Source organism: Mycolicibacterium grossiae (genome assembly GCF_008329645.1).
Taxonomy (GTDB): Bacteria; Actinomycetota; Actinomycetes; order Mycobacteriales; family Mycobacteriaceae; genus Mycobacterium; species Mycobacterium grossiae.
Genome location: NZ_CP043474.1, coordinates 1755325 through 1779423, shown reverse-complemented (window position 1 = coordinate 1779423; position 24099 = coordinate 1755325). Strand labels below are relative to the sequence as shown.

At 73.0% G+C, this 24099-nt stretch carries 19 protein-coding genes; 5 read left to right on the top strand and 14 right to left on the bottom strand.

From position 1 onward, the window contains the following. Positions 1-57: 57 nt before the first annotated feature. Positions 58-1935: a sulfate adenylyltransferase subunit CysN gene (cysC, locus tag FZ046_RS08520; RefSeq protein ID WP_070354873.1), complete on the top strand. Its 1878-nt coding sequence runs from the start codon at positions 58-60 to the stop codon at positions 1933-1935. 34 nt (positions 1936-1969) lie between these two features. On the opposite strand, the gene FZ046_RS08515 is transcribed toward cysC, so the two are convergent. After that, positions 1970-2740 carry a trans-aconitate 2-methyltransferase gene (locus tag FZ046_RS08515; protein ID WP_070354872.1) on the bottom strand — a complete coding sequence of 257 codons (771 nt, stop codon included), beginning with the start codon at positions 2738-2740 and terminating at the stop codon, positions 1970-1972. 75 nt (positions 2741-2815) lie between these two features. Here FZ046_RS08515 and FZ046_RS08510 point away from each other — a divergent pair, with 75 nt between their 5' ends. From FZ046_RS08510 to FZ046_RS08500, 3 genes are read left to right on the top strand one after another with little or no spacing between them, the layout of a single operon-like run. Then, positions 2816-3703, top strand: a complete 888-nt coding sequence (locus FZ046_RS08510; RefSeq protein ID WP_070354903.1) for an amidohydrolase family protein — start codon at positions 2816-2818, stop codon at positions 3701-3703. 53 nt (positions 3704-3756) lie between these two features. Further along, positions 3757-5532 carry a glycosyltransferase family 39 protein gene (locus tag FZ046_RS08505; protein ID WP_246182942.1) on the top strand — a complete coding sequence of 592 codons (1776 nt, stop codon included), beginning with the start codon at positions 3757-3759 and terminating at the stop codon, positions 5530-5532. Positions 5533-5567: 35 nt separating this feature from the next. Then, the gene (locus tag FZ046_RS08500) at positions 5568-6776 is read left to right on the top strand and encodes an alpha/beta hydrolase family protein (RefSeq protein ID WP_070356355.1); all 1209 of its coding nucleotides are present in this window, start codon (positions 5568-5570) and stop codon (positions 6774-6776) included. Between the two features lie 8 nt (positions 6777-6784). Here FZ046_RS08500 and eccE read toward each other — a convergent pair whose 3' ends face one another. From eccE to FZ046_RS08435, 13 genes are all read right to left on the bottom strand, one after another. Then, positions 6785-7714 (bottom strand): type VII secretion protein EccE, encoded by a 930-nt coding sequence (gene eccE / locus FZ046_RS08495; RefSeq protein WP_070356356.1) that lies wholly within the window; start codon positions 7712-7714, stop codon positions 6785-6787. Then, positions 7711-9114 (bottom strand): type VII secretion-associated serine protease mycosin, encoded by a 1404-nt coding sequence (gene mycP / locus FZ046_RS08490; protein ID WP_070356357.1) that lies wholly within the window; start codon positions 9112-9114, stop codon positions 7711-7713. Before mycP ends, eccE begins: the two co-directional genes overlap by 4 nt. Further along, complete coding sequence (gene eccD / locus FZ046_RS08485; protein ID WP_070356358.1) at positions 9111-10553, bottom strand: type VII secretion integral membrane protein EccD; 1443 nt, start codon at positions 10551-10553, stop codon at positions 9111-9113. The genes mycP and eccD overlap by 4 nt, the downstream gene beginning before the upstream one ends. Next, entirely contained in the window at positions 10520-11395 is an 876-nt protein-coding gene (locus FZ046_RS08480; protein WP_070356359.1) for an ESX secretion-associated protein EspG, read from the bottom strand. The genes eccD and FZ046_RS08480 overlap by 34 nt, the downstream gene beginning before the upstream one ends. 32 nt (positions 11396-11427) lie before the next feature. Continuing rightward, positions 11428-11721 (bottom strand): WXG100 family type VII secretion target, encoded by a 294-nt coding sequence (locus tag FZ046_RS08475; protein ID WP_070356360.1) that lies wholly within the window; start codon positions 11719-11721, stop codon positions 11428-11430. Positions 11722-11749: 28 nt separating this feature from the next. Continuing rightward, positions 11750-12043, bottom strand: coding sequence for a type VII secretion protein EsxS (locus FZ046_RS08470; protein ID WP_070356361.1), 294 nt, complete (start codon positions 12041-12043; stop codon positions 11750-11752). Positions 12044-12092: 49 nt separating this feature from the next. Next, the gene (locus FZ046_RS08465; RefSeq protein ID WP_149484230.1) at positions 12093-13682 is read right to left on the bottom strand and encodes a PPE family protein; all 1590 of its coding nucleotides are present in this window, start codon (positions 13680-13682) and stop codon (positions 12093-12095) included. A 3-nt stretch (positions 13683-13685) separates the two neighbouring features. Next, a complete protein-coding gene (locus FZ046_RS08460; RefSeq protein ID WP_070355134.1) occupies positions 13686-13994 on the bottom strand; it encodes a PE family protein in 309 nt (102 codons plus the stop codon). Next, positions 13991-17956 (bottom strand): type VII secretion protein EccCa, encoded by a 3966-nt coding sequence (gene eccCa / locus FZ046_RS08455; RefSeq protein ID WP_149484229.1) that lies wholly within the window; start codon positions 17954-17956, stop codon positions 13991-13993. Before eccCa ends, FZ046_RS08460 begins: the two co-directional genes overlap by 4 nt. A gap of 16 nt (positions 17957-17972) precedes the next feature. Continuing rightward, on the bottom strand, positions 17973-19544 hold the full coding sequence (gene eccB, locus FZ046_RS08450) for a type VII secretion protein EccB (protein ID WP_070355136.1): 1572 nt from the start codon (positions 19542-19544) through the stop codon (positions 17973-17975). After that, entirely contained in the window at positions 19541-21352 is a 1812-nt protein-coding gene (gene eccA / locus FZ046_RS08445) for a type VII secretion AAA-ATPase EccA (RefSeq protein ID WP_070355137.1), read from the bottom strand. The genes eccB and eccA overlap by 4 nt, the downstream gene beginning before the upstream one ends. A gap of 136 nt (positions 21353-21488) precedes the next feature. Then, positions 21489-22400, bottom strand: coding sequence for an SAM-dependent methyltransferase (locus FZ046_RS08440; RefSeq protein ID WP_070355155.1), 912 nt, complete (start codon positions 22398-22400; stop codon positions 21489-21491). Between the two features lie 41 nt (positions 22401-22441). Then, the gene (locus FZ046_RS08435) at positions 22442-23359 is read right to left on the bottom strand and encodes an oxygenase MpaB family protein (RefSeq protein ID WP_070355138.1); all 918 of its coding nucleotides are present in this window, start codon (positions 23357-23359) and stop codon (positions 22442-22444) included. 100 nt (positions 23360-23459) lie between these two features. On the opposite strand from FZ046_RS08435, the gene FZ046_RS08430 reads away from it, so the two are divergent. Continuing rightward, positions 23460-24083: a TetR/AcrR family transcriptional regulator gene (locus FZ046_RS08430; RefSeq protein WP_070355156.1), complete on the top strand. Its 624-nt coding sequence runs from the start codon at positions 23460-23462 to the stop codon at positions 24081-24083. Positions 24084-24099: the final 16 nt, after the last annotated feature.

The window sequence follows — 24099 nt, the reverse complement described above, 5'->3', positions numbered from 1 at the left end:
GCGAGCGGAGCGACGGGGGATGCGCCTGGGGCGAGCGGAGCGACGGGAGATACTGCGATGACTCGGCAGCTACTGCGGATCACGACGGCCGGCTCGGTGGACGACGGCAAGAGCACGCTGATCGGGCGGCTGATGCACGACACCGACAGCCTGCCCTTGGACCACCTGGAGGCCGTCACCGACGCCGAGGGCGTGGCCGACCTGGCGGCGCTGTCGGACGGGCTGCGCGCCGAACGCGAGCAGGGCATCACGATCGACGTCGCGTACCGCTTCTTCTCCACCGAGCGTCGCAGCTACATCCTGGCCGATACGCCCGGGCACGAGCGCTACACGCGCAACATGTTCACCGGCGCGTCGAACGCGCACGTAGCGATCCTGCTGGTCGACGCCCGCGCCGGCGTGCTGCGGCAGACGCGCCGGCATGCGCGGATCGCGAAACTGCTGGGGCTGCAGCACTACGTCGCCGCGGTGAACAAGATCGACCTGGTGGACTTCGACCAGAGCCGGTTCGACGAGGTGCAGGCCGAGCTGCGGCAGATGGCCGACCGGCTCGGCTCGTCGGGCTCGCCGCTGGACCTCGCCGTCATCCCGATCGCGGCCAAGCTGGGCGACAACGTCGTTCATCGGTCGGACCACACGCCCTGGTACGAGGGTCCGACGCTGCTCGAGTACCTCGAAGGCGTGCAACTGTCGGCGCCGCAGCCGGAACCGGCGAAGCTGCGGCTGCCCGTGCAGTGGGTGTCGCGGCCGACGTCCGAGCAGCGACGCCGCTACACCGGCCGCATCTCCGCGGGCACGCTGCGGGTGGGCGACCCGGTGGTGTCGCTGCCGGCCGGCACCTCGTCGACGGTGACGGCACTGGACACGCTCGACGACGACCGCGACACCGGCGTTGCGCCGCTGTCGGTGTCGATCGAGCTGGCCGACGACATCGACGTGGGACGCGGCGACGTCTTCGTCAGCGGCGCCGAGGATGCGGTGCTGCCGGTCGCGGCGCGCGAGCTGTACTCCACGGTCTGCTGGTTCACCGACACCCCGCTGCGTGCGGGTGACCGGTTGGCGCTCAAGCAGGGCACCCGCACCGTGCGCGCCACCGTCCAGGAGCTGCACAGCCGGCTCGACCCCGAGACGCTCGACGACCTGGACAACCCGGTGGCGTTGTCGCTCAACGACATCGGCGTGGTGACGCTGCGGACCAGCTCGGTGGTGGTCGCCGACCCGTATGCCGAGAACCGCGACAGCGGCGCGTTCATCCTGATCGACGAGACCTCCAACGAGACCGTCGGCGCGGGCACCATCACCGAGGCACGCGAGGTGAAGCCGGGCGCGCAGACGCGCAACGACATCCGCTGGCACCCGTCGTCGCTGGACCGCGACTACCGCTGGCAGCAGACCGGTCAGCGCGGGGCGACGATCTGGTTCACCGGGCTGCCGGCGTCGGGCAAGTCGACGCTCGCCGTGGCCGTGGAGCGGGCGCTCGTCGAGTCCGGTGACGTGGCGTACCTGCTCGACGGCGACAACATCCGGCACGGGCTGTCCGACGATCTGGGCTTCTCGGCGGGCGACCGCGCGGAGAACATCCGCCGCGTCGGACATCTGACCCGACTGCTCGCCGACGCGGGCGTGGTGGCGCTCGCGTCGCTGGTGTCGCCGCTGCACTCCGACCGCGAGATCGCCCGGGCCCTCAACGAGGCGGCCAAGCTGCCGTTCATCGAGGTGCACGTCGCGACGTCGCTCGCCGAGTGCGAGAAGCGGGACCCGAAGGGCCTCTACGCGCGGGCGCGGGCCGGAGAACTGAAGGGCCTCACCGGCGTCGACGCCCCGTACGAGGCGCCGGAGAACCCGGACCTGGTGGTCGACACCGCAGGCGCGGACATCGACGACCTCGTCCGCCGGGTGCTCGACGCGTTGCACGCGGCCCGCGACGGGAGCTGAGTCACCGCGGCGCCCAACGGTCTCGGCGCGCCGCTCAGCCGCCCACCCGGGCCACGACGAACACCCGGCGGAACGGGAAGAACGTCGTGCCGTCGGACCGGCGCGGGTAGGCCTCGGCGAGCAGCGGGATGATGGCCTCGCGGTAGGCCTGCCAAGCATCGTCGGACAGTCGGCTGCGCACCTGGGTCAGCGCGGTACCGGTGATCCAGTCGAGAACTGGTGTGTCGCCGGTCAATGGGTGCACGTAGGTGGTTTCCCAGGCGTCCACGGCACAGCCGGCGTCGGTCAGCAGGTCGGCGTAGCGGACCGGTGTCGCGACGACGTCCGCGTCGCGCCACGGCATGTCGGCCAGCGCCGCGGCGAAACTCGGCAGAGTCGCGACCGCGCGCACGGCGCGGTGCGACGGTGCGTCGAAGTTGCCCGGCACCTGCATGGCGAGCCACGCGCCCGCGGGCAGTTCGCCCACCCACCGCGTCAGGAGGTCGGCGTGACCCGGCACCCACTGCAGCGCCGCGTTCGACACCACCACGTCGGTGTCCGGTGGCGGTGTCCAGTCGGCGATGTCGGCGAGCGCCGCGTCGAGACCCCGCTCGCGCGCAACCGCCACCATCTCCGGTGAGCTGTCCAGCGCGTCGACGTGCGCCTCCGGCCAGCGCTGTGCCAGCGTCACGGTGAGGTTGCCGGGTCCGCAGCCGAGGTCGACGACGCGGCGGGGCCGTGTCGCGCCGACCCGCGCCAGCAGGTCGACGAACGGGCGGCCGCGGTGGTCGGCGAAGTCCAGGTACACGTCCGGGTTCCAGGTCACGGCGCCTCCTCGCGTGCGGCGCTCCACGACAGGGAGCCCGCGACTGCCATTCTGCCGTCTGCCATCGTGGGCACGGTGACGGATGAGTCAACCTCGGTGCGCCGTATCTGGGCGGACCTGGATCTGCCGGGCGTCATCGACGTGCACACGCACTTCATGCCCAAGCGGGTGATGGACAAGGTCTGGCAGTACTTCGACGCGGCGGGTCCGCTGGTCGGGCGGACGTGGCCCATCACCTACCGCACCGACGAGGCGCGGCGCCTGCAGACGCTGCGCGGTTTCGGCGTCCGAGCCTTCACGTCGCTGATCTACCCGCACAAGCCCGACATGGCGGCATGGCTCAACCAGTGGGCCGCCGGCTTCGCGGCCGCGACCCCGGACTGCCTGGCCACCGCGACGCTGTTTCCGGAACCCGGTGTGACGCAGTACGTCACCGACGCCGTCGAGCGCGGCACCCGCGTGGTCAAGGCGCACGTGCAGGTGGGCGGCTACGACCCCACCGACCCGCTTCTCGACGAGGCCTGGGGCGTGCTCGCCGACGCCGGCGTGCCCGTGGTGATCCACTGCGGCTCGGGCCCGCAGCCCGGCGCGCACACCGGCCCGGCGCCCATCCGCGCGCTGCTCGCCCGCCACCCTGCGCTGCGGCTGATCATCGCCCACCTCGGCATGCCGGAGTACGCCGACTTCCTCGACCTCTGCGAACGTCACGACGGCGTGCACCTGGACACCACGATGGCCCTCACTCCGTTCACCGAGGAGACCATGCCCTTCCCGCGGTCGGAGATGCCACGGCTGCGAGCCCTCGGTCACCGCGTGCTGTTCGGCAGCGACTTCCCCAACATCCCCTACGGCTACGCCGACGCGCTGCGGTCGGTCACCGACCTCGACGGCGTCGACGACGCGTGGCGGCGCAACGTGCTGCACGACAACGCCGCCCGCCTGTTCGCCCTGTCCCCCAGCTGATTCACAGCGCCGCATCGGCGTTCCCGCAGCGCCGCCAGTGAAGCTGGCCGATCGTGATCGATCGGCGACCGCGGTGGGCGCTCGCTGCCCTGCTGATCGTGCCGGCGGGGCTGTACACCGTGGGCCTGTCCGCGTCCGGGTACGGCAACCCGTACTACGCGGCGGCCGCCCAGGCCGGTGCCCGCAGCTGGGCCGCATGGTTCTTCGGGGCGCTGGACGCCCGGGGCTTCATCACCGTCGACAAGCCGCCCGCCGCGCTGTGGGTCACCGGCCTGTCGGTGCGCCTGTTCGGGCTCAGCAGCTGGTCGGTGCTCGCCCCGCAGGCCGTGATGGGGGTGGCCGCCGTCGCGCTGCTGTACGCGGCCGTGCGCCGGACGGTCCCCGACCCACGGGCTGGGACGGCCGCCGGCCTGCTCGCCGGTCTCGTCCTCGCCGTCACCCCGGCGGCCGCCGTGATGTTCCGCTTCGACGATCCCGACGCCCTGCTCGTCCTGCTGCTGACCGCCGCCGGATACGCCGTCACGCGTGCCGTGGCCACCGCGTCGGGCCGGTGGCTGGCCGGTGCCGGCGCCCTGGTGGGGGTCGCGTTCCTGACCAAGATGGCCGAGGCGTTCCTGGTGCTGCCCGCCCTGGCGGCCGCCTACCTCGCCGCGGCGCCGACCGGCTGGCGCGCCAAGGCGCTGCACCTCGCGGGCGCGGCGGCGGCGCTCGTCGGCGCGGCCGGCTGGTGGGTGGCGGTGGTGGCGCTCGTCCCGGCCCACGACCGGCCCTACGTCGGCGGGTCGGCCGACGACTCGGTGCTCGACCTGGCGTGGGGCTACAACGGCGTCAGCCGGCTGGTGGGGCGCGGCAGCGCGGTCGGCGGCACCGTCCCGCGCGGCACGCCGTGGCGGTTGCTGACCGGGGAGATGGGCCAGGAGATCTCCTGGCTGCTGCCCGCCGCGGTGCTCGGCTGCGCCGGCGCGGGCTGGCTGGCACTGCGGGGCCGGCTGACCCGCGTCGAGCGCGGGGCGCTGGTGTGGTGGTCGGGCTGGCTGGTGGTCGCCGCGGCGGTGCTCACCGCCATGCGCGGCACGCAGCACGCGTACTACAGCGTCACCCTCGCGCCGCCGGTGGCGGCCACGGTCGCGCTGGCGGCGGTGTGGGCCTGGCGGGAGCACAGCGGGACCGGGCGGGCGGTGCTCGCCGCCTTGGTGCTCGCCGGAGCGGGGTGGTCGGCGATGCTGTTGCGCCACGCCGGTTTTCGTCCGGCGCCGCTGGTCGGGCTGCTCGCCGCCGCGGGCGTGGCCTGCGCGGCGCTCATCCTGGTGCCGCGCTGGTCGCCGGTCGGCACCGCGGCCGGGGCGGTCGCCGCGCTCGTCGGCACGGTCGCGTTCGGCGTCGCCACGGCCGCCACCGCCCACGAGGGCGTCGCGCCGGAGGCGGTCACCCCGCCCGGTGCGCCGGCCGCGCGCAGCTGGACCGGTGACGAGGCGACGAACGCCGATCTCGCGCGCCTGCTGGCGGCGACCTCGACGCCGTGGTCCGCGGCGACCAACGGCGCGCAGTCCGCGGCGGTGCTGGAATTGTCGTCCGGGACGTCGGTCATGGCCGTCGGCGGCTGGAGTGGCGACCCCGTCCCGACCCTCGACGCGTTCGTGGCCGCCGTGCACGCGCACCTGGTGACGTACTGGGTGGAGGCGGGCCGCGGCGGCGCGGCGGCGCCGCACGGCGAGGTCCTGCACGCCAAGGACGCCTCCGCGTCGCACACCCGGGAGATCGCCGACTGGGTGGCCGCGCACCATCCGGCGGTGGCCGTCGGCGACTCGCTGGTCTACCGGCTGAGCTGAGCGGGTGTCCGCCGGACGCGGCTACCATCGCGCACGTGGCCAGGTCGCACCCGAATGCCGATGCCGTCGTCGACCCTCCCCTGCCCGTGCCAGACGTCCCGGGGGCCGACGCGACCCGCGGCGGCCTGCCGAGGCGCGCGGACCTGACCTGGGAGCAGCGGCTCGTCGTCGACTCCTCGGCGGTCGCCGACCTGGGCCTGCGTACGGCGATCGCCAGCCTCATCGGCGCCACGATGCTGCCGCGGGTCGCGCTGTCGGCGTTGCGGCCCACCGACACCCGCGCCGAACGGGCCGCGCTCGAGTTCTACGCCGATCTCGCCGGCGCACGGGATCCCGAGGTGTCGTTCCGCGCGCCGGTCGAGCCTCCGCGGGTCGCCACCCGCCCGGCCAACCCGGTGGCGGAGTGGTTCGCGCACGGACGGGTGGAGAACCTGCGCTTCACCAGCACCTACCAGGCGGTCAACCCGGCACTGCGGGACCGCAGGGCGGGGTATGCGCGCAACAACGTCGTGCACGCGCAGCACTGGCGACACGACGACGGACCGCACCCGACGCTGTGCCTCATCCACGGGTTCATGGGGTCGGCCTACCTGTTCAACGGCCTGTTCTTCTCGCTGCCGTGGTTCTACCGCGCCGGGTACGACGTGCTGCTGTACACGCTGCCGTTCCACGGCAGGCGCGCCGAGCGCGGCTCGCCGTTCAGCGGGTACGGCTACTTCGCCGACGGGCTCGCCGGGTTCGCCGAGGCGATGGCGCAGGCGGTGTACGACTTCCGTTCGGTGCTCGACCATCTCGAGTACACCGGTGTCGACCGCATCGCGCTGACCGGGATGTCGCTGGGCGGCTACACCTCCGCGCTGATCGCCGCGGTCGACGACCGCATCCAGGCCGTCATCCCCAACGTCCCGGTGGTCACGCCGGACGCGGCGTTCGACGACTGGTTTCCGGCCAACCTGCTGGTGAAGGTCGGCAACCGGCTGACGCGCACCGACCAGGAACTCATGACGCTGGCGTCGGCGTACCACTCGCCGCTGAACTACGCGCCGCTGGTCCCCAAGGATCGCCGGCTCATCATCACCGGTCTCGGTGACCGGCTCGCACCGCCCGAGCAGGCCGAGCGGCTGTGGGAACACTGGGACCGCTGCGCGTTCCACTGGTTCCCCGGCAACCACGTGCTGCACGTCAGCCAGCCCGACTACCTCCGCCGCATGACCCGCTTCCTCGGCGGGTTCATGTTCGACTGAGCCGGGGCTCAGCCGCGGGCGTGCGCGCCGACCTCCCGCGCCGCCCCCGCCGGCCAGACGATGCGCCGCAGCAGACCGGCGGGCAGCGGCACCGCGGGCACGTCGAGCGGCTCGACCGAGCGCGGGTCCAGTGCCGTCAGCAAGGGCTTCTGCCGTCCGTCGAGCACGCGCAGGCCCGGGACCGGGACGGCGCCCGGCGCCTCGTCGCTGCGCACTGCGCAGACCGCGCTGACGGTGAGCGACGTTGCACTGCCCCGGAATTCGAGTGCGCTCCAGGTACCGCGGTTGGTGTACGACCACACGTGCGCCAGCCGGTCACCCAGGTGGTCGTCGACGGGGATCCCGTACGCCACCAGATAGCCGGCGGCATCGCGCATGCCGCGCCACGTCTCGGTGGCCCGGGCCGTCCAGGGTCCCTCGGCGGCGTCGGTGATCGACGCCTCGAAGCCGAGTTCGCGCAGCTGGTCGACGAGGCGGCGGCCGAGCACCTCGGCGGTGTCGTACAGCGGCAACGACGCCGACCGTGCGCGCAGCGCGGCGAGGTTGTCCTCGGCCCGCAGAGTCAGGCCGACGTAGGTTCGGCGCGTCCCGGCGGCGTCGAGGTTCGTCACGCGGACCTTCGCGCAGCGGACGCCGTACCGCTCGACGTGGCCGGCCAGCAGGTCCAGCGGCAGCGCCCCACCGGCACCTTCGTCGACCGTCAGCAGGACACTGACCGCCGCAACGGGTTTCGGATCCGAGGTGTCGCGGTTGCGCTGCCACACCGCGAATCGGCGGGCGATCCTCGTCGTGAGGAAGGCGCCGCGCCACCACGCGAAGGCGAGCACGACGACGGCGACGGCCACGCCGAGCACCACCTGCTGGGTGGTGGTGCGCCACGGCTGGGCCATGGCCGCGGGGACGATGACCAGCAGGGCCAGGGCGATTCGGGCCGTCATCGGGCCTCCTTTCGTCGGTGGGCGGCGACCGCGGTCACCGCGGCGGCGACCAGCAGGACACCGGCGCCGACGAAGGCGACGGTGCGGCCGGTGTGGTCGGCGGGAACGGGGTCCGCGGGCGCGGCGACGACCGCCGGCGAGGGCTGCTCGGTGTCACCGAACTCCGCCGTGCCGCCGAGGGATTGGACGTCCCAGGTGAGCGCCGCCACCGGATCGACGGTGCCCAAGCCGACGAGGTTGGACGGCGAGCGCGCCGCGCCGTGTGCGCTGGCCGTGATCCGGCGGATGACGTCCTCGGCCCGCAGCTGCGGGAAGCGGCTGCGGACCAGCGCCGCGACCCCGGACACGTACGCCGCGGCATAGCTGGTGCCGCGCAGCTCGAACAGCTCGCCGCGGTCGTTGGGCAGCGCGTTGGCCAGCCCGCCGCCGTCGGCGTTGCCCACCGACGCGATGTCCTGGCCGGGCGCCGCGACCCCGACCCACGGACCGGCCGAGGTGAAGTCCGACGGCTGCCCGGTGGGGGTGACCGACCCGACCGACAGGACGTACTGCGGCCACATGGCGGGGATGGCCAGCGTGGTGACCGCGGCCCAGTTGCGCGGATCGTCGGGCCGGGACGGATCCGACAGTGCGTTGGACGGGCACGCCGTCCCGGCATTCAAACCGGCGCGGTCGTTGCCCGCCGCGGCGACGATGACGGCGTCCTTGTCGACGGCGGCGTAGCGCAGCGCCGCACCGAGTTCGGTCTGGTCGACCGCGGTGTTGGCAGGCACGCAGGTGACCGTGGAGACGTTGATGACGCGGGCGCCGAGATCGGCGGCGCGGACCACCGCGCGCGCCATCGTGGCGACGTCCACGCTCGCCCGCACGACGGTGGGATCGGCGCCGCCGGCGCGCGGTGCGTACCGCGCCGAGGTCTGCCTGATGGACAGGATGCGGGCGGCGGGCGCGACGCCGGAGAAGGCGTCGGCACCCGGCTGCCCCGCGATGACGCCGGCGACCAGGGTGCCGTGGCCGTCGCAGTCGGTCAGCCCGTCGGTCGTCTCGACGAAGTCGCCGCCGGGGTCGACATTCGGGAGCCGCGGCCCCGGGCGCACGCCGGTGTCGACGACGGCGACGGTCTGGCCCTCGCCGCGGCTGTAGGCCCACGCGCCGGCGATGTTCAGCAGCTGGTCGTTGGCGTTGGGTGCCCCGGGATCGCGGCCGGGCAGCACGCCCGCGGTGAGGCACTGCCCGCGCTGCAGCATGGCCTGCACCGGTCCCGCCGTCCCGGCCGGGGGTGTCGCCTGTGCATCGACCTGAGGCGGCGTGATCGCGCCTGCCGCAGGACAACTGGTCACCGCGACGGCGGCGCTGACGGCGAGCGCCGAGACGCCCGCGCGCAGTCGCCTCCGCGTCACCGCTCGAGCACCCAGGTGAACAGGCCGACGAGGTAGGCCATCACCGGGATCAGCGACGCGTCGAGTGCAGACGCCAGGAAACCCACCAGGCGGCGCATCGGCAGCGAGTAGGTGTCCGGCGACGCGACCTCGGGGTACAGCGCGGCGATCGCCCACACCACGGTCAGCGCGGCGACGACGATGAGCGCCAGCCACGCGGCCTGATGGCGCTCCTGGACGGCGAACACCGCGCTCAGCGTCACCGCGACCAGGGACGGCTGGGCCAGCAGCCACGCCTTGCACGGCGCGGAGTCCCACACCCGGGCGCGCAGCGCGGCGCCGAGTGCGGCGGCCGCCACGACGTACCAGGCCCAGCCCGAGACGTCCTGCGGCGCCACCAACGTCACCGACCCGGCCACCGCGAGCAGGACGCCGCCGGCGATGAAGCCGGTCTGGTGGGCGTCGCCGACGCGCACCCGGCGCGGCAGGTCGGCGAGCAGGCTCGCCGACGGCGCCGACGGGGCGGGATCGCCCGGCGCGGGAATCACCGGCACCGGGAAGCGCGCCCACAGGGCCGACAGCTGCGCGGCCGAGACTGTGACGAGCAGGGCGAGCAGGACCAGCAGGCAGCCCAGCACGGTGGGGCTCGGCGCCCACAGCGCGGCGGCGCCGGCCGTCACGGCAGCGCCGAATCCGACGGTGGCCGCGGCGGTGAACACCGCGATGGCCCGCTCGCCCACGGTGATGCTGATGACCGACCAGGCGGTGACACCCGCGGCGGCGAGAAGCACCTGGGCCGCGCCGAGGTCACCGGGCACGGCGAGGGCGAACGCGGCGGCGATGGGCGCCAGCGCCGTCACCGCCAGCGCCGTGGCGAGCAGCGGTGAGCGGCCGCGCGTCACCAGCGCGCCGAGCACGGTGAGTGCCGCGATGCCGCTCGTGGTGAACAGGCCTGCCTGCTCGCCGGTGAGGACGCGGTGCGCGGTGGCGATGACGGTGCCGAGCACGATCAGCGCGAGCACGGCGACGGCCGCACCGCGGGCCACGTGCGCGGCGTTCCACGGCTTCTCGCGCGCCGCGGAGAAGATCGCGGCCGCGTCGGCGATGTCCTCGACGATGCGCGGTGCCGGCGGACCCGCCGGAAGGGGTTGCAGCGTAAGCAGATCCCCGTCGGTGACGCCGACGGTGTCCAGCGTCGCGTCGAGGCTGAACGGTGCACCGCCGATCGGGGCCAGCGACAGCGGCCGGGGTGCTCCGTCGACGGCCTGCTCACCGGCGTCCGACGGCGGCAGCACCATGCGCCGCACCGCGGGCAGGATCTCGCGTAGCGGCAGCTCGGTGGGCAGCGCGACGTCGACCAGGCGGCTCCCGTCCTCCCCGGTCGCCAGCACGGCGACCCGGACGATCGGCACGACCGACGGGCCCGTCACGGGGTCGGCGAGGGTGTCGGACTCGGGCATCGTTGTTCTTCCATTCCTTGTTCGAAGTCGCGGGTGAGGCGGGCGTGCGGAAACCAGGGGCCGTCGGGCAGTGCCGAGGTGAGCCGCTCGACGGCCGCCGCGATGGCGAGCGGGGTGCCGGGTGCGAACGTCGAGATCCATTCGCCGTCGAAGCCCCGGTGCGGGCTGACGAGCACCCGGCCGGCGCGGGTGTCGACGACGCTCACGCCGACGTCCGTGCTGACGCGGTGCCCGTCGCGGTGGTCGCCGGCCACGATCTCGACGTAGCTGCGCCCGGGGGCGAACGCCGCCTCCACGACGTGCAGCGCACCCGGCGGGATGCCGAGATCGGCCACCACGTCGGCCAGGGGCGCGCCCTGGCGCAGACGCTCGTCGGCCCGCGCGCCGACGCGGGCCGCCAGGGCGAACTCCGGGAACCGGGCGGGTGGCCGGCCGGTGAGACCGGCCGTCAGCACCGGCACCAGCGCGCGCGGATCGTCGACGTCGAGTTCGGTGAACGCGACCCGCGAGCCGGTCCGCAGCGCGACCACGGTCTGGTGACGCAGCCGAGCGACGTTGCCGCGCAACACGTCTCCGCGGCTCGACACGAAGCGCAGCTCCAGCCAGCGGCGGGGGCGGCACGTCGTGGTGACCCAGCGCGCGACCTCGGGGGCGACGCGGTCGGCCGACAGGACGCCCAGCTCGGTCAGCTCGGCGCGGACGCGGGCCTCGAACGGCGCCCGCAGGGCTGCCTCGGCGTAGGGCGGCGTGATGGCCAGCACCCACGGGAAGCTGCCCGCGCCGACGGTATCCGCGACGAACCAGGCCTGCTCGACCGTCAGCTCGACGGCGTTAGCAGCCACGGGTCATCGGCGGCGGCCCGTCGAGCGGGACATCAGGCCCCGCCCCACTTGGCGCCCTGAGCGGCGTCGCGCGCACTCATCGACATCGTGTTGGTCTCGTGCGTGCTGGCCATGGCGCGGTACGCGCGGACCAGCTCCTCGAGGCTGGTGTTCCACTGCGCCTGCCACGCCTGGTAGGACATGCCGGTGTCACCCTGCCAGCCGGCCGACAGCGCCGCCTGCTCGCCGGCGACGTCGGCACCGACGGCGTGCAGCGCACCGGCGTAGCCGTTCATCTCGGCCGACAGCGCCATCATGGCCGGGTAGTTGTACATGATCTGCGACATGGGAGCGTTCCCTTCTCTCGAGTCCGCGTCAGATCGCGGTGTAGGTGGTGGACGCGGCGGCGTCCTCGGCGACGTACGTGGCGGCGGCGTCGCCGATGTTGGCCTGGGCGATGTCGAGCAGGGCGTTCACCCGCGCGGAGACCTCGATGAAGCGGGCGTGCGCCGCCTGGAAGGCGGCCGCCGACTCACCCATGTGGAAGGCCTGCGAGGCCTGGGCGGCGGACTCCGCCTGGGCGATGGTGCTGCGCATCAGCGCGGCCTTGGCGGCGAAGGCCGCCTCGGAGGAGACGAGCTGGGGGATGTGAGCGTCGAGGAGGCTCATGGGATGTCCTTTCGGGGTCGATCGTGCGGGTGCTGGTGCATCGGGTGGTTCAGGTGCGTGCGCCCCCTTCCGGATCCCAGGTGCCGGGCAGCAGCGGATCCGTCGGGCCGCCGCCGTAGGGGTCGTCGGGGAGCTGCGTGAGCCCCTGCACGTCACCGGCATTCGCGGCGTCCTCGGTGAGCGTGCCCGCGAAGCCCATCTGGCCGGCGCCGCGGGCCGAGGCACGGGTTCGCGGCTCGGGCCGTGGTTCCGGTCGGGGGTCGGGATCGGCGTCCGGTTCGTAATCGGCGTAGGCGTCGGCGTATTGGCGTTCGTGGAGTTGCGCGGCGCGCTTGCGCCGCGACTTGCGCTTGGCCAGCGAGGACGCGGCCGACGCCGCCGCGGCGGACGCGGCGATGTCCGACGCGGGCGCCTTGGCGCCGGTGCCCTCGCGCAGCGTCGGCGTCGCGCCGGGACCGGCGTCGCCGCCCGGCACGACGTAGGGCGCGAAGCCGGGCGCCGCGGCCGCGGCGGCGCCGACGCCGGGCGCGGTGCCCGCCGGTACCGACGGGGCGGGTGCGGCGGGCGCGGTCGGGACGGTGGGCGCCACGCTGGCCACCGGCAGCGGCTGCTCGGCGCGTGGCGCCGGCGTCTGCTGCGCCGGCGCGGCGGGAGCGGGTTCGGGGGCCGGTGCGACGTCGGGTGCCGGGAGGGGCCGGTCGAGGTACTGCTGCAGGAAGTAGCCGCCGACGCCGAGGCCGATGGCCAGGAGCGGCTGCAGCAGGATCTGCGGGTAGGTCAGCGAGGCGCCGACCCAGGAGACCGCCTGGTAGGCCACGGCGAACAGGAAGGGGCCGTACTCGACGAGCGTGGGTCCGGGGTTGGTCAGCAGGCCGGTGATCAGGTCGATGCTGTTGCCGATCGGGTCCTGCAGGAACTGGGTGATCGGCTCGAACAGCGAGTTCGTGTAGTCGGTGTACGCCTGATAGAACCGCATCAACGTCTGCAGCAGCTGCTGCAGGAAGTCCGAATCGTTCAGCGCGGCACCGGCATCGACCGCCCGAGCCTGTGCGAACAGCTGCTGCGCGTTCGCTCCGGCGTCACCGGCCTCCCCGACGCCCGGCGCGAGCAGCACCGGGGCCGGCGCCGTCGTCGGCGTCGCGGCGACCGACGCCCCGGCGACGGCCTGGTAGGTGCTCATGGTCGTCGCGGCCTGCACCCACATGCGCACGTAGTCGGCCTCGTTGAGGGCGATCGGAATGGTGTTGATGCCGAGGAAGTTCGTGGCCAGCAGCACGCCGTGCATGGCGTGGTTGAGCGCCAGTTCGGGCAGCGTCGGCATCGTCGCCACCGCCGTCGTGTAGGCCGCCGCGGTGGTCTCGTGCTGCACGGCCGCCGCCGCGCTGTTGGCGCTGGCCTGCGCGAGCCACGCCAGGTACGGCGCGTGCGCGGCGACGTACTGCTCGGCGCTGGGTCCCTCCCAGGCGCCGGACTGAACGGCCGCCAGCAGACTCGTCAGCTCGGCGGCCGCCGTCGAGTACTCGACGCTCAGCGACTGCCACGCTCCCGCCGCGGCGAGCAGCGCCCCGGGCCCGGGGCCGCTGCTCAGCAGCGCCGAGTGCACCTCGGGCGGCAGCGCCATCCACACCGGAGCGGTCATCGCTCAGCTGCCCGCGATCGTGTAACTGCTCGCGGCCATCGCGTCGCCGGTGGCGTAGCTGGTGCCCGATTCGCCCACCCCGACGCCGGAGCGGCCGAGTTCCTCGGTGCCCTGGGCGGCGACGGCCTGGTGCTGGGCGCCGTGCGCACTGAACGCGGTCGCGGTCTGCAACGAGACCGGATCGGCGGCCGGCGGGACGACGGCGGTGATGGCGGGCGCCGCGGCGGCGTGCGCGGCCGCCAGCCGTGCCGTCAGCGCGGCCACCTGGGCGCTGGCCGCAGCCAGGCCCTCCGGAACCACTCGCAGGGTCATCGGTTGAACTCCCTTCCTTGATTGGTACGCGCCGCCGCCTCGTCGGCGAACGGGTTCACCAGTTGCACGTGCGTGGCCGAGTCCCCGTCGTCGAGCAACAGGCCCCTGCCGGCCGGCAGCCGCGTGAAGCGGTGCCCGCGGATCTTGCCGCTGTCCTGGGAGTTGCCCGACAGCATGATGGTCGTCGCCTGCAGCTCGTTGAGGCGGCGGAGCAGCGGCGCCGTCATGAGCGCGTGCGCCGAGCCGGTGGCACGCGCCGTCACGATCACCCGCAGGCCCAGTTCGGTTGCCTGCGAGAGCAGTCCGATGAGGTTGGCCCACGGCCGCTGACCGACGTAGGGCCCACTGACGGCCGGCGCGTCGGGAATCTGGTCGACGTCGTCGACGATCAGGTAGTGGGTGTGTCCCTCGTAGGACCACCCGCTCAGCTGTGCCGGCGTGAGACCCGCGGGGGGACGGCGCTTCTCGAGCAGCGCGGCCAGACCGAGCATGGCGGGCGTGACCCGGTCGACGTTCGGGGTGTACTCGTTGTCGGCGAAGAGCGGCTCGTCGACCAGGTGCAGACGACGGTCGATCACGGTGAACGCGACGCGATCCGGCGTCGAGTTCTCCCGGATGGTCCGGATGAGGTGACGCAACAGCGTGGTCTTGCCGGACTTCGCGTCGCCGAAGACCATCAGCAGCGGGTTGTGCGCGAAGTCGACCTCCACCGCGTCCAGATCCTCCTCGCGCTGGCCGACGACCACGCGTTCTCCCCCGCGGTACAGCGGCGCGACCGCCGCCGGGACGAGTTTGGACGGCAGCAGCCGAACCGGCGGTGCCGCCTGCCCGGGGTAGCGCGCGTTGAGGGCACCGATGGTCGCGAGCGCGGGCTCGGCGATCAGGAAGTGCTCGGCCGCCATGGTCAGGCCGCGACCGGGCTGGTCCGCGGGCACGCCGTCGGCGGCCCGGCGCAGTGCTCCCACCACGCGGACATTGCTGTCCTGGGAGTCCGAGAGCTTCAGTTCGAGGCGCATGCCGAGCCCGTCGCGCATCGCCAGCGGCACCTCGAGCCAGTTCGGCGTCGTGATGACGACGTGGATGCCGTACGACAGGCCGGTGTTCGCCAGCTCGGTCACGCGCGCCAGCAACGGGTTCCGCGTGTTGAACGCGTCGGTGTTGTCGCGGCTGAACGCGTACAGGTTGTCGATGACGAGGAACACCTCGCCGTGACCGTCGTTCTGCTCGCCGCCGTTGCCGTGGACGGCCCGGTGCTGGCGGGCCCGCAGCAGCTGCTCCAGTTCGCCGAAGGTCCGACGGATGCGCTCGGGTTCCAGCGGCGACGCGACGCTGCCGACGTGGGCCAGATCGGACATCGCCCGCAGCTGCCCGCCGCCGTAGTCCAGGCAGTAGAACGTCACGTCGCGCGGTGAGTGCAGCGCGGCCGCCGACAGCATGAAGGTCTGCAGCGCCGTGGTCTTCCCCGACTTGGGACCGCCGTGGATGATCAGGTTGGCCCCGGCCGACGTCGCGTCGAACAGCAGCGGGTCCCGACGCATCTGGAAGGGCCGGTCGATCTCGCCGAGGGGCCAGCGCCACTGGCGCTCCGGCACGCGGGTGCGGTGCAGCAGCTCGGCCAGCGCGATCGGCTCGTCGAGCGGGGGCAGCCAGAGCGCCGGGGCCTTCGGTCCGTAGTGGGCCAGCTGGTCGCCGATGGTGGCGACCAGCTTGCGCGGCGGCCGCTCCTCGCCGTCGACGTCGCCGGCCGCACCGGCGAGCAGCACGGTCTCGGCGGGCGCCTCGACGTGGCCGGCCGGGAACGGCTGCGGGGCCGGGATCGCCTGCACGATCACCGATTTCGGCGCGCGCGGCGGGTCGTAGATGCCGTCTACGTAGGTGCTGCGGAACTTGACCGGGATCGCACCGGGGGTCGGGACCAGGAAGCCCTCGCCCTTGTGCTCGGGACCCGCCTCGATGTGGAACGCGTCGTCGACGCCGATGATCTGGCGGCTGATCGACGGGCTCGCGACCTTCAGGCCGATCCGGTAGGAGGTGTTCTTGTCGATGTCCTTGATGCGGCCCACGTCCAGGGTCTGCGACGCGAACAGGATGTGGATCCGGAACGAGCGGCCCTTGCGGGCGACGTAGTCGAAGAGGTCGGCGTACTCGGGATGGTCGGCGAGCATCAGCGAGAACTCGTCGGCCACCACCAGCAGCGTGGGCAGCGGGGGCAGGTCGTGACCCGCCGCGATCGCCGCCTCGTACTCTCCCACCGAGTTGAAGGCGCTGCCCTGCACGCGGCGGCCGGCCTCCATGAGCAGTTGCTCGCGCCGCGCGACCTCGCCCCGGAGCGTGTCAGCGAACCGGTCGGCCAGCGACCGCTTCTCGGCCATGTTCGAGATGACGGCCACGACCTGCGGGAAGTTGCGGAAGATGTCCGCGCCGGCCTCGCCCTTGAAGTCGGCGTAGATGACGATGAGCCGGTCGGTCGAGTGCGTCGTCAACAGCGCCAACAGGATCGACATCAAGGTCTGCGACTTGCCCGACCCGGTCATGCCGATCATCAGGCCGTGCGGGCCCATGCCGCCCTCGGCCTCGTCCTTGAGGTCGAACATCAGGGGCTCACCGGTGGCGGTGACGCCGATCGGCACGCGCAGCTCGTCGGCGCGGCTGCGCGGCGCCCACAGGTCGGCGACGTCGAGCGCTGCGGCGTCCGGAATGCCGAGCAGTGTGCCGAACGTGGCGAGACCGGCGTTGGTCGACCGTGCCTGCCGCGGATTGGAATCCCAGCGCGCCAGCCGCCGCGCGAGGTGCTCGGCGTCGGCGATCGCGAACGCGTCGGCCTGCGCGACGTGGGTCTGCCAACCGCCGGACTGCCACCGGTCGATCCGGCCGTCGATCACCCGCAGGATGGGGCGTTCGGGGTCGGCGTACTGCTCGCGGTGCGGTTCCTCGGTGGCGCGCGCCACCACGGTCACGCCCGCGAGGCCGGCGCGCGGTACCACCGCGTCGGGCGCCGCCTCCGGGTCGTCGACGATCACCAGCAGGTGGCGCACCGCATCGTCGGCGGAGCCGAAGCTTGCGCGGTCGGACAGTGCAGGGTCGAGCAGGTCACGCAGTTCGACGGTGCTGCCTGCCAGGTAGCGTGCCGGCCCGACGCCGTCGACACGACCAGGAACATCGCTGTGCGCCAACCACTTCAACCACGACCAGGCGCCGTCCTCGAGGTCCGGCGCGACGACGGCCACGCCGAGGACGGCGGGGTCGTGCCACGTGACGGCCTGGGCCACCCAGGCCCGCAGCGCGGCGCGGACCTCGTCGGGATCACCGAGGACCGTGATGCGGGAGACCTTCTTCAAGTCGATGCCGGTCGGCACCGCGGGTACCGTGCGCTGTACCTCCAGCAGGCTGCGCAGCGTGCTGTGCGAGACCGGCTCCAGGTCGATCTCGTCGCCCGCGTCCCCCACCCGCAGCGTCGCGCTCAGCGGCGCGTCGTGCAGACCGGCGCGCAGGACCAGGAAGTCGGCGTCGTGCGGATCGCGTTCCCACTGCCTGCGGGTGCCCGGCACCTCCGCCAGCACCGTCGGGTCCGGGTGCGACCACTCCAGCGCGGCACGCTGCTCGGCGGCGTGCGCCCGCACGTTGTCCCGCACCACCGACAGGTAGCGCAGGTAGTCGGCGCGTTCGGCGTCGACCTCCTCGGTGCGCATCTTGTCGTTCGAGCCGCGGTACATCGCGGTGGCGGCCAGCAGCAGCACGAACGGGAAGAACAGCGTCGTCGGCGAGATCAGCCGCATGCCGGTGGCGACCAGCGCCACGATCATGCCGACGATCAGCAGCACGATCAGATACGGCAGCACGCGGCGCAGCAGCGACGGCGGCACCAGGCGCGGCAGTTCGGGCGGCGGCTCGATGCTGATGGTGCCCTTGCGGGCGGCGGGCACCGGGATGCGGCGACGCGCCTCGAAGATCACGCGGCTCATGACGGCTCGGTGGTGGTCACGGGTTCTCCCTCACGACGGCGGGGCGAGGATCCGGAGCCAGCCCGTCGTGCGCCAGCAGCGCATCGGCGCGGGACAGCGTCGGCCCCGGCGCGAACTGGTTGAGGATCGCCCACGGGATGGGCAGCGGTGGCGGCGTCAGGCCGAGTGCGCCGAGGGTGCTCTGCGGTCCGTCGGCCTCGCCGTCGATTCCGTAGCGCACGCCGGTGTCGCTCACCCAGAACAGCGACCCGGCCGCGGGCGACGCGGGCTGCTGCCGGACGTCCTGGCCGGCGGTCTGGACGAGGAAGCCGGTGCCGGGCGCGGTGACGACGCGGTCGGCGGTGCCGCCTGCGCCGGCGCCGACCAGACTCACCGGGCGTCGGTCGTCGGCGACGGGAAGTGCTGCACCGCTGAGCAAATCGAGCGACGCACCGGTGGCGTCGGCCGGGTGCGACCAGTGCGCACAGGTCAGCGGCGCCGACGCGGCGTCGGTGATCCGCACCGGGTCGCGCGGGTAGGCGTCGACGTCGATGGCGGCGGCCACCGGTAGCCGGGCGACGTCGTCGGCGCCGATGCGCGGCGGCTGGTCGAGGCCGTGGGAGTCGCTGTTGCGCAGGATCGCCGCGACGACCGGTGAGATGGGCTGCAGCCCATCGGCGAGCACCGCGTAGTGCCGCAGCGTGTCGTCGGTGTCGAACGACGCGACGACGGCGCCGATCGGGGCGGGCACGGGCAGCGGGTAGGCGGGTCGCTCACCGGCACCGGGAATCGCGGGCACCCTCAGGCCGGGCGCCTCGGGTACGGCGTTGAACACGCCGGCCGCGACGGGACGCGGCGCGGGGACGTCACCGGTGAGTCCCAGCGCGCTGGTGACGGCGCGGTCCGCGAGGTCGATGGCGCTGCGCCGGCCCTGCCACAGCAGCCAGGTGCCTGCCGTGGGCGCCTGATCGCTGCGGACCAGGACGGCGGTGTCCTCCGGCAGCGGCGCGGCCCGTTCGCTCGTCGAGGTGAGGGGGCCGGTGACGAGCGTGGTGCCGGCGGCCGGGCCGGACACCCCGTCGCACACCGTCCACTCGGCGTCGCGAGTGCCGTTCTGCACCATGCGTTCCGGTGCGCCGGGGATGCCGACGAGGTTACCGCGCGCGAACTGGTCGATCTCGCTGCTCTTGACCGTCGTGGGGTTCTCGGCGCGGTTGGCGATGAGGCGGGCCGAGGTCAGGTTGAGCACCGGGTGGACCTGGTCGCCGAGACGCACGTACAGCGCGGCCGTCTCGCGGTCGGCGAGGATCGCGCTGTCACCGGCATCGCCGGCGGGGCGGATCAGCGAGAAGACGAAGCAGCCGATCACGCCGGTGACGAGCAGCAGCGCGCCGACCAGGACGGCGCGCGACTGCGCGCGCAGCGGGTCGACCAGCATCCGGGTGTCGTGCAGAGCGAGCCCGGCGGCGGTGCGGCGCCGAACGAATCGCCAGCCGGACACCTGGTGGCGGGTGACGAAGCCGCGGCGGTACCGCACGCGGTCGGGGTTCTCGTTGACCGGCGTGCGGGACGCGAAGGTCCGGCGGTCCGGTTCGCCGGGGCCGGTCACTGGGGCACCGCGAGGCCGAGGCCGCGCAGCAGCGGCACGGCGGAGTCGGTGACGTCGGTGTCGGTGATGGTCATCAGCTCGTCGTCGGTGAAGTCGGGCGCATCGGAATGGTCGAGTCGGTACTCGCGCTCCTCCTCGGACCGCTCGACCAGGTTGCGGACGAAGCGACCGTTGCCGGCGATGTCCAGGCTGCGGCGCGGCACGCCCGTCGAGTCCGGCGTGGTGGCGGTCGCGAGGTGCGCGAAGAGGGTTTCCATGTGGTCCAGCGCCGCGGGAGAGAAGATGCTGTCGCGCTTCTCGGCCATCCGCTGGGCGATCTCGACGAGTTCGTGCGACGTGTAGGACGGGAAGTCGATGCTGCGTGTGAAGCGCGACCGCAGGCCCTCGTTGGTGTCGAGGAACGTGTCGAGGTCCTTGCGGTAGCCGGCGATGATGACGACGAGGCGGTTGCGGTCGTTCTCCATGCGCGCCAGCAGGGTGTCGATGGCGACGAGGCCGAAGTCGTTCTTCGCGCCGGTGGACACCAGCGCGTAGGCCTCGTCGAGGAACAGTACGCCGTCGAGCGCGCTGTCGATGACGGCGTTGGTCTTCGCCTCGGTCTCGCCGATGTGCTGGCCGATGAGATCGGCGCGGTGCACCTCGCGGACCGTCTCCTTCTTGAGGATGCCGAGGCCGCAGTAGATCTTGGCGACCACGCGCGCGATGGTCGTCTTGCCGGTACCGGGCGGGCCGGCGAACACCAGGTGGTTGGTGCGCTGGGCGACGGCCAGCCCTCGTTCCTGGCGCCGGATCGCCATGGCCACCGACGACTTGAGCCGTGCCACTTGGTACTTCACCTCGTCGAGGCCGATGAACTCGGCGAGTTCGGCTTCCGCCTCCACCAGCAGGTGCGCCTTGCGCTCCTTGGCGCCGGGGTCGACGAAGTCGTTCTCGTCGGGCTCGGTCGCCGGGTCCCAGGGATCGGTCCTGGCCTCGATGCGGGCCGCGGTGGTCGGCACGATGCCGTAGGACGTGTCCGAGAGCGCGACCTCGACCTGCTCGTGCTCCGGGTTGGCCGCGTACAGCTCGGCCAGCGTGTCGGCGGCGTCGAGGTCCTCGCCCTGCGCGCGCAGCGCGAGCGCCTTGGCCAGCGTTCCGTCCACGACGGCGACGTCGACCGGCCCGGACGGATCCTCGAGGTAGGACAGCGCGGGCGCGAACATGCCGAGCCGCGCCAGCGACGTGCCGAGCGCGACGCGGATGGCGTGGGCCTGGGTCTCGTCGAGGCGCGGGTCGTTCACCACCGGGGTGAGCAGGCGGACCACGTCCGACCAGCGTTCGGTGCGGTAGTACATCGCGACGCGCACCCACCGCGCATCCAGCCAGCTGGGGCGGCGCTGCAGCACGTCCTCGACCAGCCGGTCGCCGGCGGCGTGCTCGCCCCGGTCGGACAGCGTGGCGGCGTAGGCGAGGGCGAAGTCGTCGGCGGTGGCGGCGCGGAAGGTGAGGTAAAGGCCGGTGTCGTAGTGGAAGCCGAGGTCTCCCGGCGTCATCTCCAGGTGGTCCTGCAGCGTGCCCGCGGTGGCGACGGTGCACCAGACCGACTCGAGGACGCGGGCGCTGGTGTCCCCGGCGGCGGCGAGGCCGACCCAGGCGTCGCACTGCTCGCGGGCGATCCGGGTCAGCTCACCGAAACCGGTCCGCGCCTCGGCGAGGTCGGCCGGACGGCGCCGGTCGTGAACCACGAGGCCCAACGCCCGACAGCACGTCGCGAACCGACTGAGAACTTCGCGGTCCACCCGCGCCCCCGCAAGCGTGTCACTAACCATGTGCGTATCGCCGGAGCGCCGAGCCCCGCCATCTCCCTTATGTATGCCTAAGCTAACTCGCCGAAGTTAGCATTGCATAACTTAGCTGTCGAGACGCACGGTCACGGTGCCGCTCACCGGCGGCGACGACGGGGAGTCACGCCTTGGTGGCGGTCACCAGGCTGATCGACGAGGCCATTGCGCCCGCCTCGGGATCGTCGGCCGGGATGGGTCTGCCCAGCTGAGTCAGATGGGCAGGCAGTCGCGTAGTGGTGGCGGTCCAGCCGCGCGCGGTGAACCAGCTCTCGGCGGGTTCGTGCTGCTCGTTGTAGACGAGGGTGAAGAAGGTTCCCTCGTCCCCGGCGTCGCGTTCCTCCTGCTGCTTTGCCAGGAAGGCCGCCTGCGGCATCGGTGCACCCTCTTCGATGCCGACCCAGCTGCCCGAATGGGCCATCCCGTCGATACCGGTGAACAATTGCTCCTGGGCCGTCGCCGGGAGGTAGATGAGCAGTCCCTCGGCGAGCCAGGCCGATGGGCGACCGGGATCGAAGCCGGCGCTCCGGAGCGCACCGGCCCAGTCGTCGCGCAGGTCGACGGGCACCTCGCGGCGCTCGGCGCGCGGCTCGGCGCCGTTGCGGACGAGCACCTCGCGCTTGAAGTCGAGGACGCGCGGCTGGTCGAGTTCGTAGACCACGGTGCCGTCCGGCCACGGCAGGCGGAAGGCCCGCGAGTCCAGTCCGGCGGCCAGCAGGACGATCTGTTCCACGCCGGCCTCGGCCGCGGCGGCGAAGTAGGCGTCGAAGTACCTGGTGCGCGCGCCCTGGAAGGACGTGAAGTGGTCACCGAAGTCCGACCGCAGCCGCAGGGGGCCGTGGTCGCCCGTCGCCCCATCGAGCACGGCGGCCCAATCCCCGCCCACCGCGCGGCAGAACAGCTCCGCGAAGGGGTCGACGGCCAGCGGGCTCGGCTTGCGCGCCTCCAGCGCCCGCGCCGCGGCGACGAACAGCGCCGTGGACCCGACGCTGGTCGTGATGTCCCAGGTATCGCGCTCGTCTCCGGTGGGCCGCATGTAGCGCGAGGCTACGCCGCCATCCTGACAGTCGCCGCCGGTCAAATGAGCGGCAGACCCTTGCGGATGCGCCGGTCGACGTCGAGCAGCAGGACGTTGAACGGGAACTGCCGCACCGGGCTGGGCAGCGCGTGGTTGACGAGGCTCAGCACCCGGATCAGCCGGTCGAAGCGGCGCTGTCGCGTCTCGTCCCACGGCAGCCGCATCTCGTCGCGGAAGCGTTGCGGCAGAAAGCCCGTCGTGATGAGCAGGGCCAGCTCCTCGGACCGGCGGGCCAGTGCCCGGGGTAGCTTCACGCCGCTGATCCGGTTGGCCGCGATGGGGTACAGGTACTCGCGGATGGCGTCGTCGATGTGGACCTTCTCCAGCGACTCGGCCCAGTACCGGTCGAACGCCGCACGGTCGGCGGGCCACATCTCCGAAGGTACCTGCAAGGTGGTGCCGAGGTGCATGCCGTCGCGGTAGTGCTGGTCGGCGGTCTCGTCGTCGAGTTCGCCGACGAAGAGGCGGTAGACGTCGACCCCGCCCTTGTAGAGGCAGGCGGCCACCCACAGCTGCAGGTCCTTGTCGAAGGCGTGGTAGCGCACCGGACTCTCGTCGGTCGAGTACACCTGCGCGTGCGCGGTGTTCACGGCACGGCGGAACGCCGCCTTCTGGGCGTCGGTCCCCTTGGTGGCCACGGCGAGGTAGGTGAACGTGGTGCGGGCCCGCTTGATCGGGTGCAGGTCGACGCGGCCACTCTCGACGCGGCTTTCCTTCACGCCGTAGCCGACGCCGGGACGTGCCAGCTGCATGATCACGTTCGCCGGGCCCGCGAGCAGCGCGACGCCCATCAGGCCGTCGTCGAAGCCGGCACCGCGGGCGCGGGCTTTCGGCCGGGTGGGGGCCGTGAGCGTGGGGGCTTTCGGTCGGGCAGGGGCGGCGACCCCGCGCTCGACGTGGCTGTCGCTGATCGTCATCGACCGACTCCTTCGTCACCGCGCTCGGGTCGTCTTGAAAAGTGAGAACGCGTGTTTCCTGATTCTGGTGCGTGCTCGCGACGGGTGTCAAGATGGCGTGATGGCTCAGGTCAGGCCGTATCGCGGCGTCGAGGCGGGCGAACGCGTCGCCGAACGGCGCCGGCGGTTCATCGACGCCGGGCTGACGGTGCTCGGTGGGTCCGAGGCGCCGGCCGAGCTGACCGTGCGGGCCGTCTGCCGGGAGGCCGGGCTCGCCGCGCGGTACTTCTACGAGGGCTTCGCCGACCGCGACCAGTTCGTCGGGGCGGTGTTCGACGCCGTCGTCGCCGACCTCGCCGCCACCACGCAGGCCGCGGTGGCCGCGGCGCCGGCGCTCGAACAGAACCGGGCCGGCATGGCGAACATCGTCCGCGCCATCGCCTCCGACGCCCGGATCGGCCGGCTGCTGTTCAGTGCGCAGCTGTCCAACGGCGTCGTCGCCGCCAAGCGGGCGGAGTCCGGCGTGCTGCTCGCGACGCTGTACGGCCGCGAGATCGGGGCCGCCCTGCGCGGGGATGACGCCCGGACCAGCCGTACCGGCATGGCCACCGCGCACTTCGCGGTCGGCGGCGTCGGGCAGGTCATCAGCGCGTGGCTGGCCAGCGGGGTGGATCTGGCGCCCGAGGAACTCGTCGACCAGCTCGCGGCGATCCTCGACACCATCACCGACCCCCGGCTGCACTGACGGCATCGCGGGGGTC

Coding starts and splice junctions, on each gene's coding strand:
- cysC (WP_070354873.1), top strand. CDS start 58: ATGACTCGGCAGCTACTGCGGATCACGACGGCCGGCTCGGTGGACGAC.
- eccE (WP_070356356.1), bottom strand. CDS start 7,714: ATGACGGCCCGAATCGCCCTGGCCCTGCTGGTCATCGTCCCCGCGGCC.
- eccD (WP_070356358.1), bottom strand. CDS start 10,553: ATGCCCGAGTCCGACACCCTCGCCGACCCCGTGACGGGCCCGTCGGTC.
- FZ046_RS08475 (WP_070356360.1), bottom strand. CDS start 11,721: ATGTCGCAGATCATGTACAACTACCCGGCCATGATGGCGCTGTCGGCC.
- FZ046_RS08470 (WP_070356361.1), bottom strand. CDS start 12,043: ATGAGCCTCCTCGACGCTCACATCCCCCAGCTCGTCTCCTCCGAGGCG.
- FZ046_RS08465 (WP_149484230.1), bottom strand. CDS start 13,682: ATGACCGCTCCGGTGTGGATGGCGCTGCCGCCCGAGGTGCACTCGGCG.
- FZ046_RS08460 (WP_070355134.1), bottom strand. CDS start 13,994: ATGACCCTGCGAGTGGTTCCGGAGGGCCTGGCTGCGGCCAGCGCCCAG.
- eccCa (WP_149484229.1), bottom strand. CDS start 17,956: ATGAGCCGCGTGATCTTCGAGGCGCGTCGCCGCATCCCGGTGCCCGCC.
- eccA (WP_070355137.1), bottom strand. CDS start 21,352: ATGGTTAGTGACACGCTTGCGGGGGCGCGGGTGGACCGCGAAGTTCTC.
- FZ046_RS08440 (WP_070355155.1), bottom strand. CDS start 22,400: ATGCGGCCCACCGGAGACGAGCGCGATACCTGGGACATCACGACCAGC.
- FZ046_RS08435 (WP_070355138.1), bottom strand. CDS start 23,359: ATGACGATCAGCGACAGCCACGTCGAGCGCGGGGTCGCCGCCCCTGCC.
- FZ046_RS08430 (WP_070355156.1), top strand. CDS start 23,460: ATGGCTCAGGTCAGGCCGTATCGCGGCGTCGAGGCGGGCGAACGCGTC.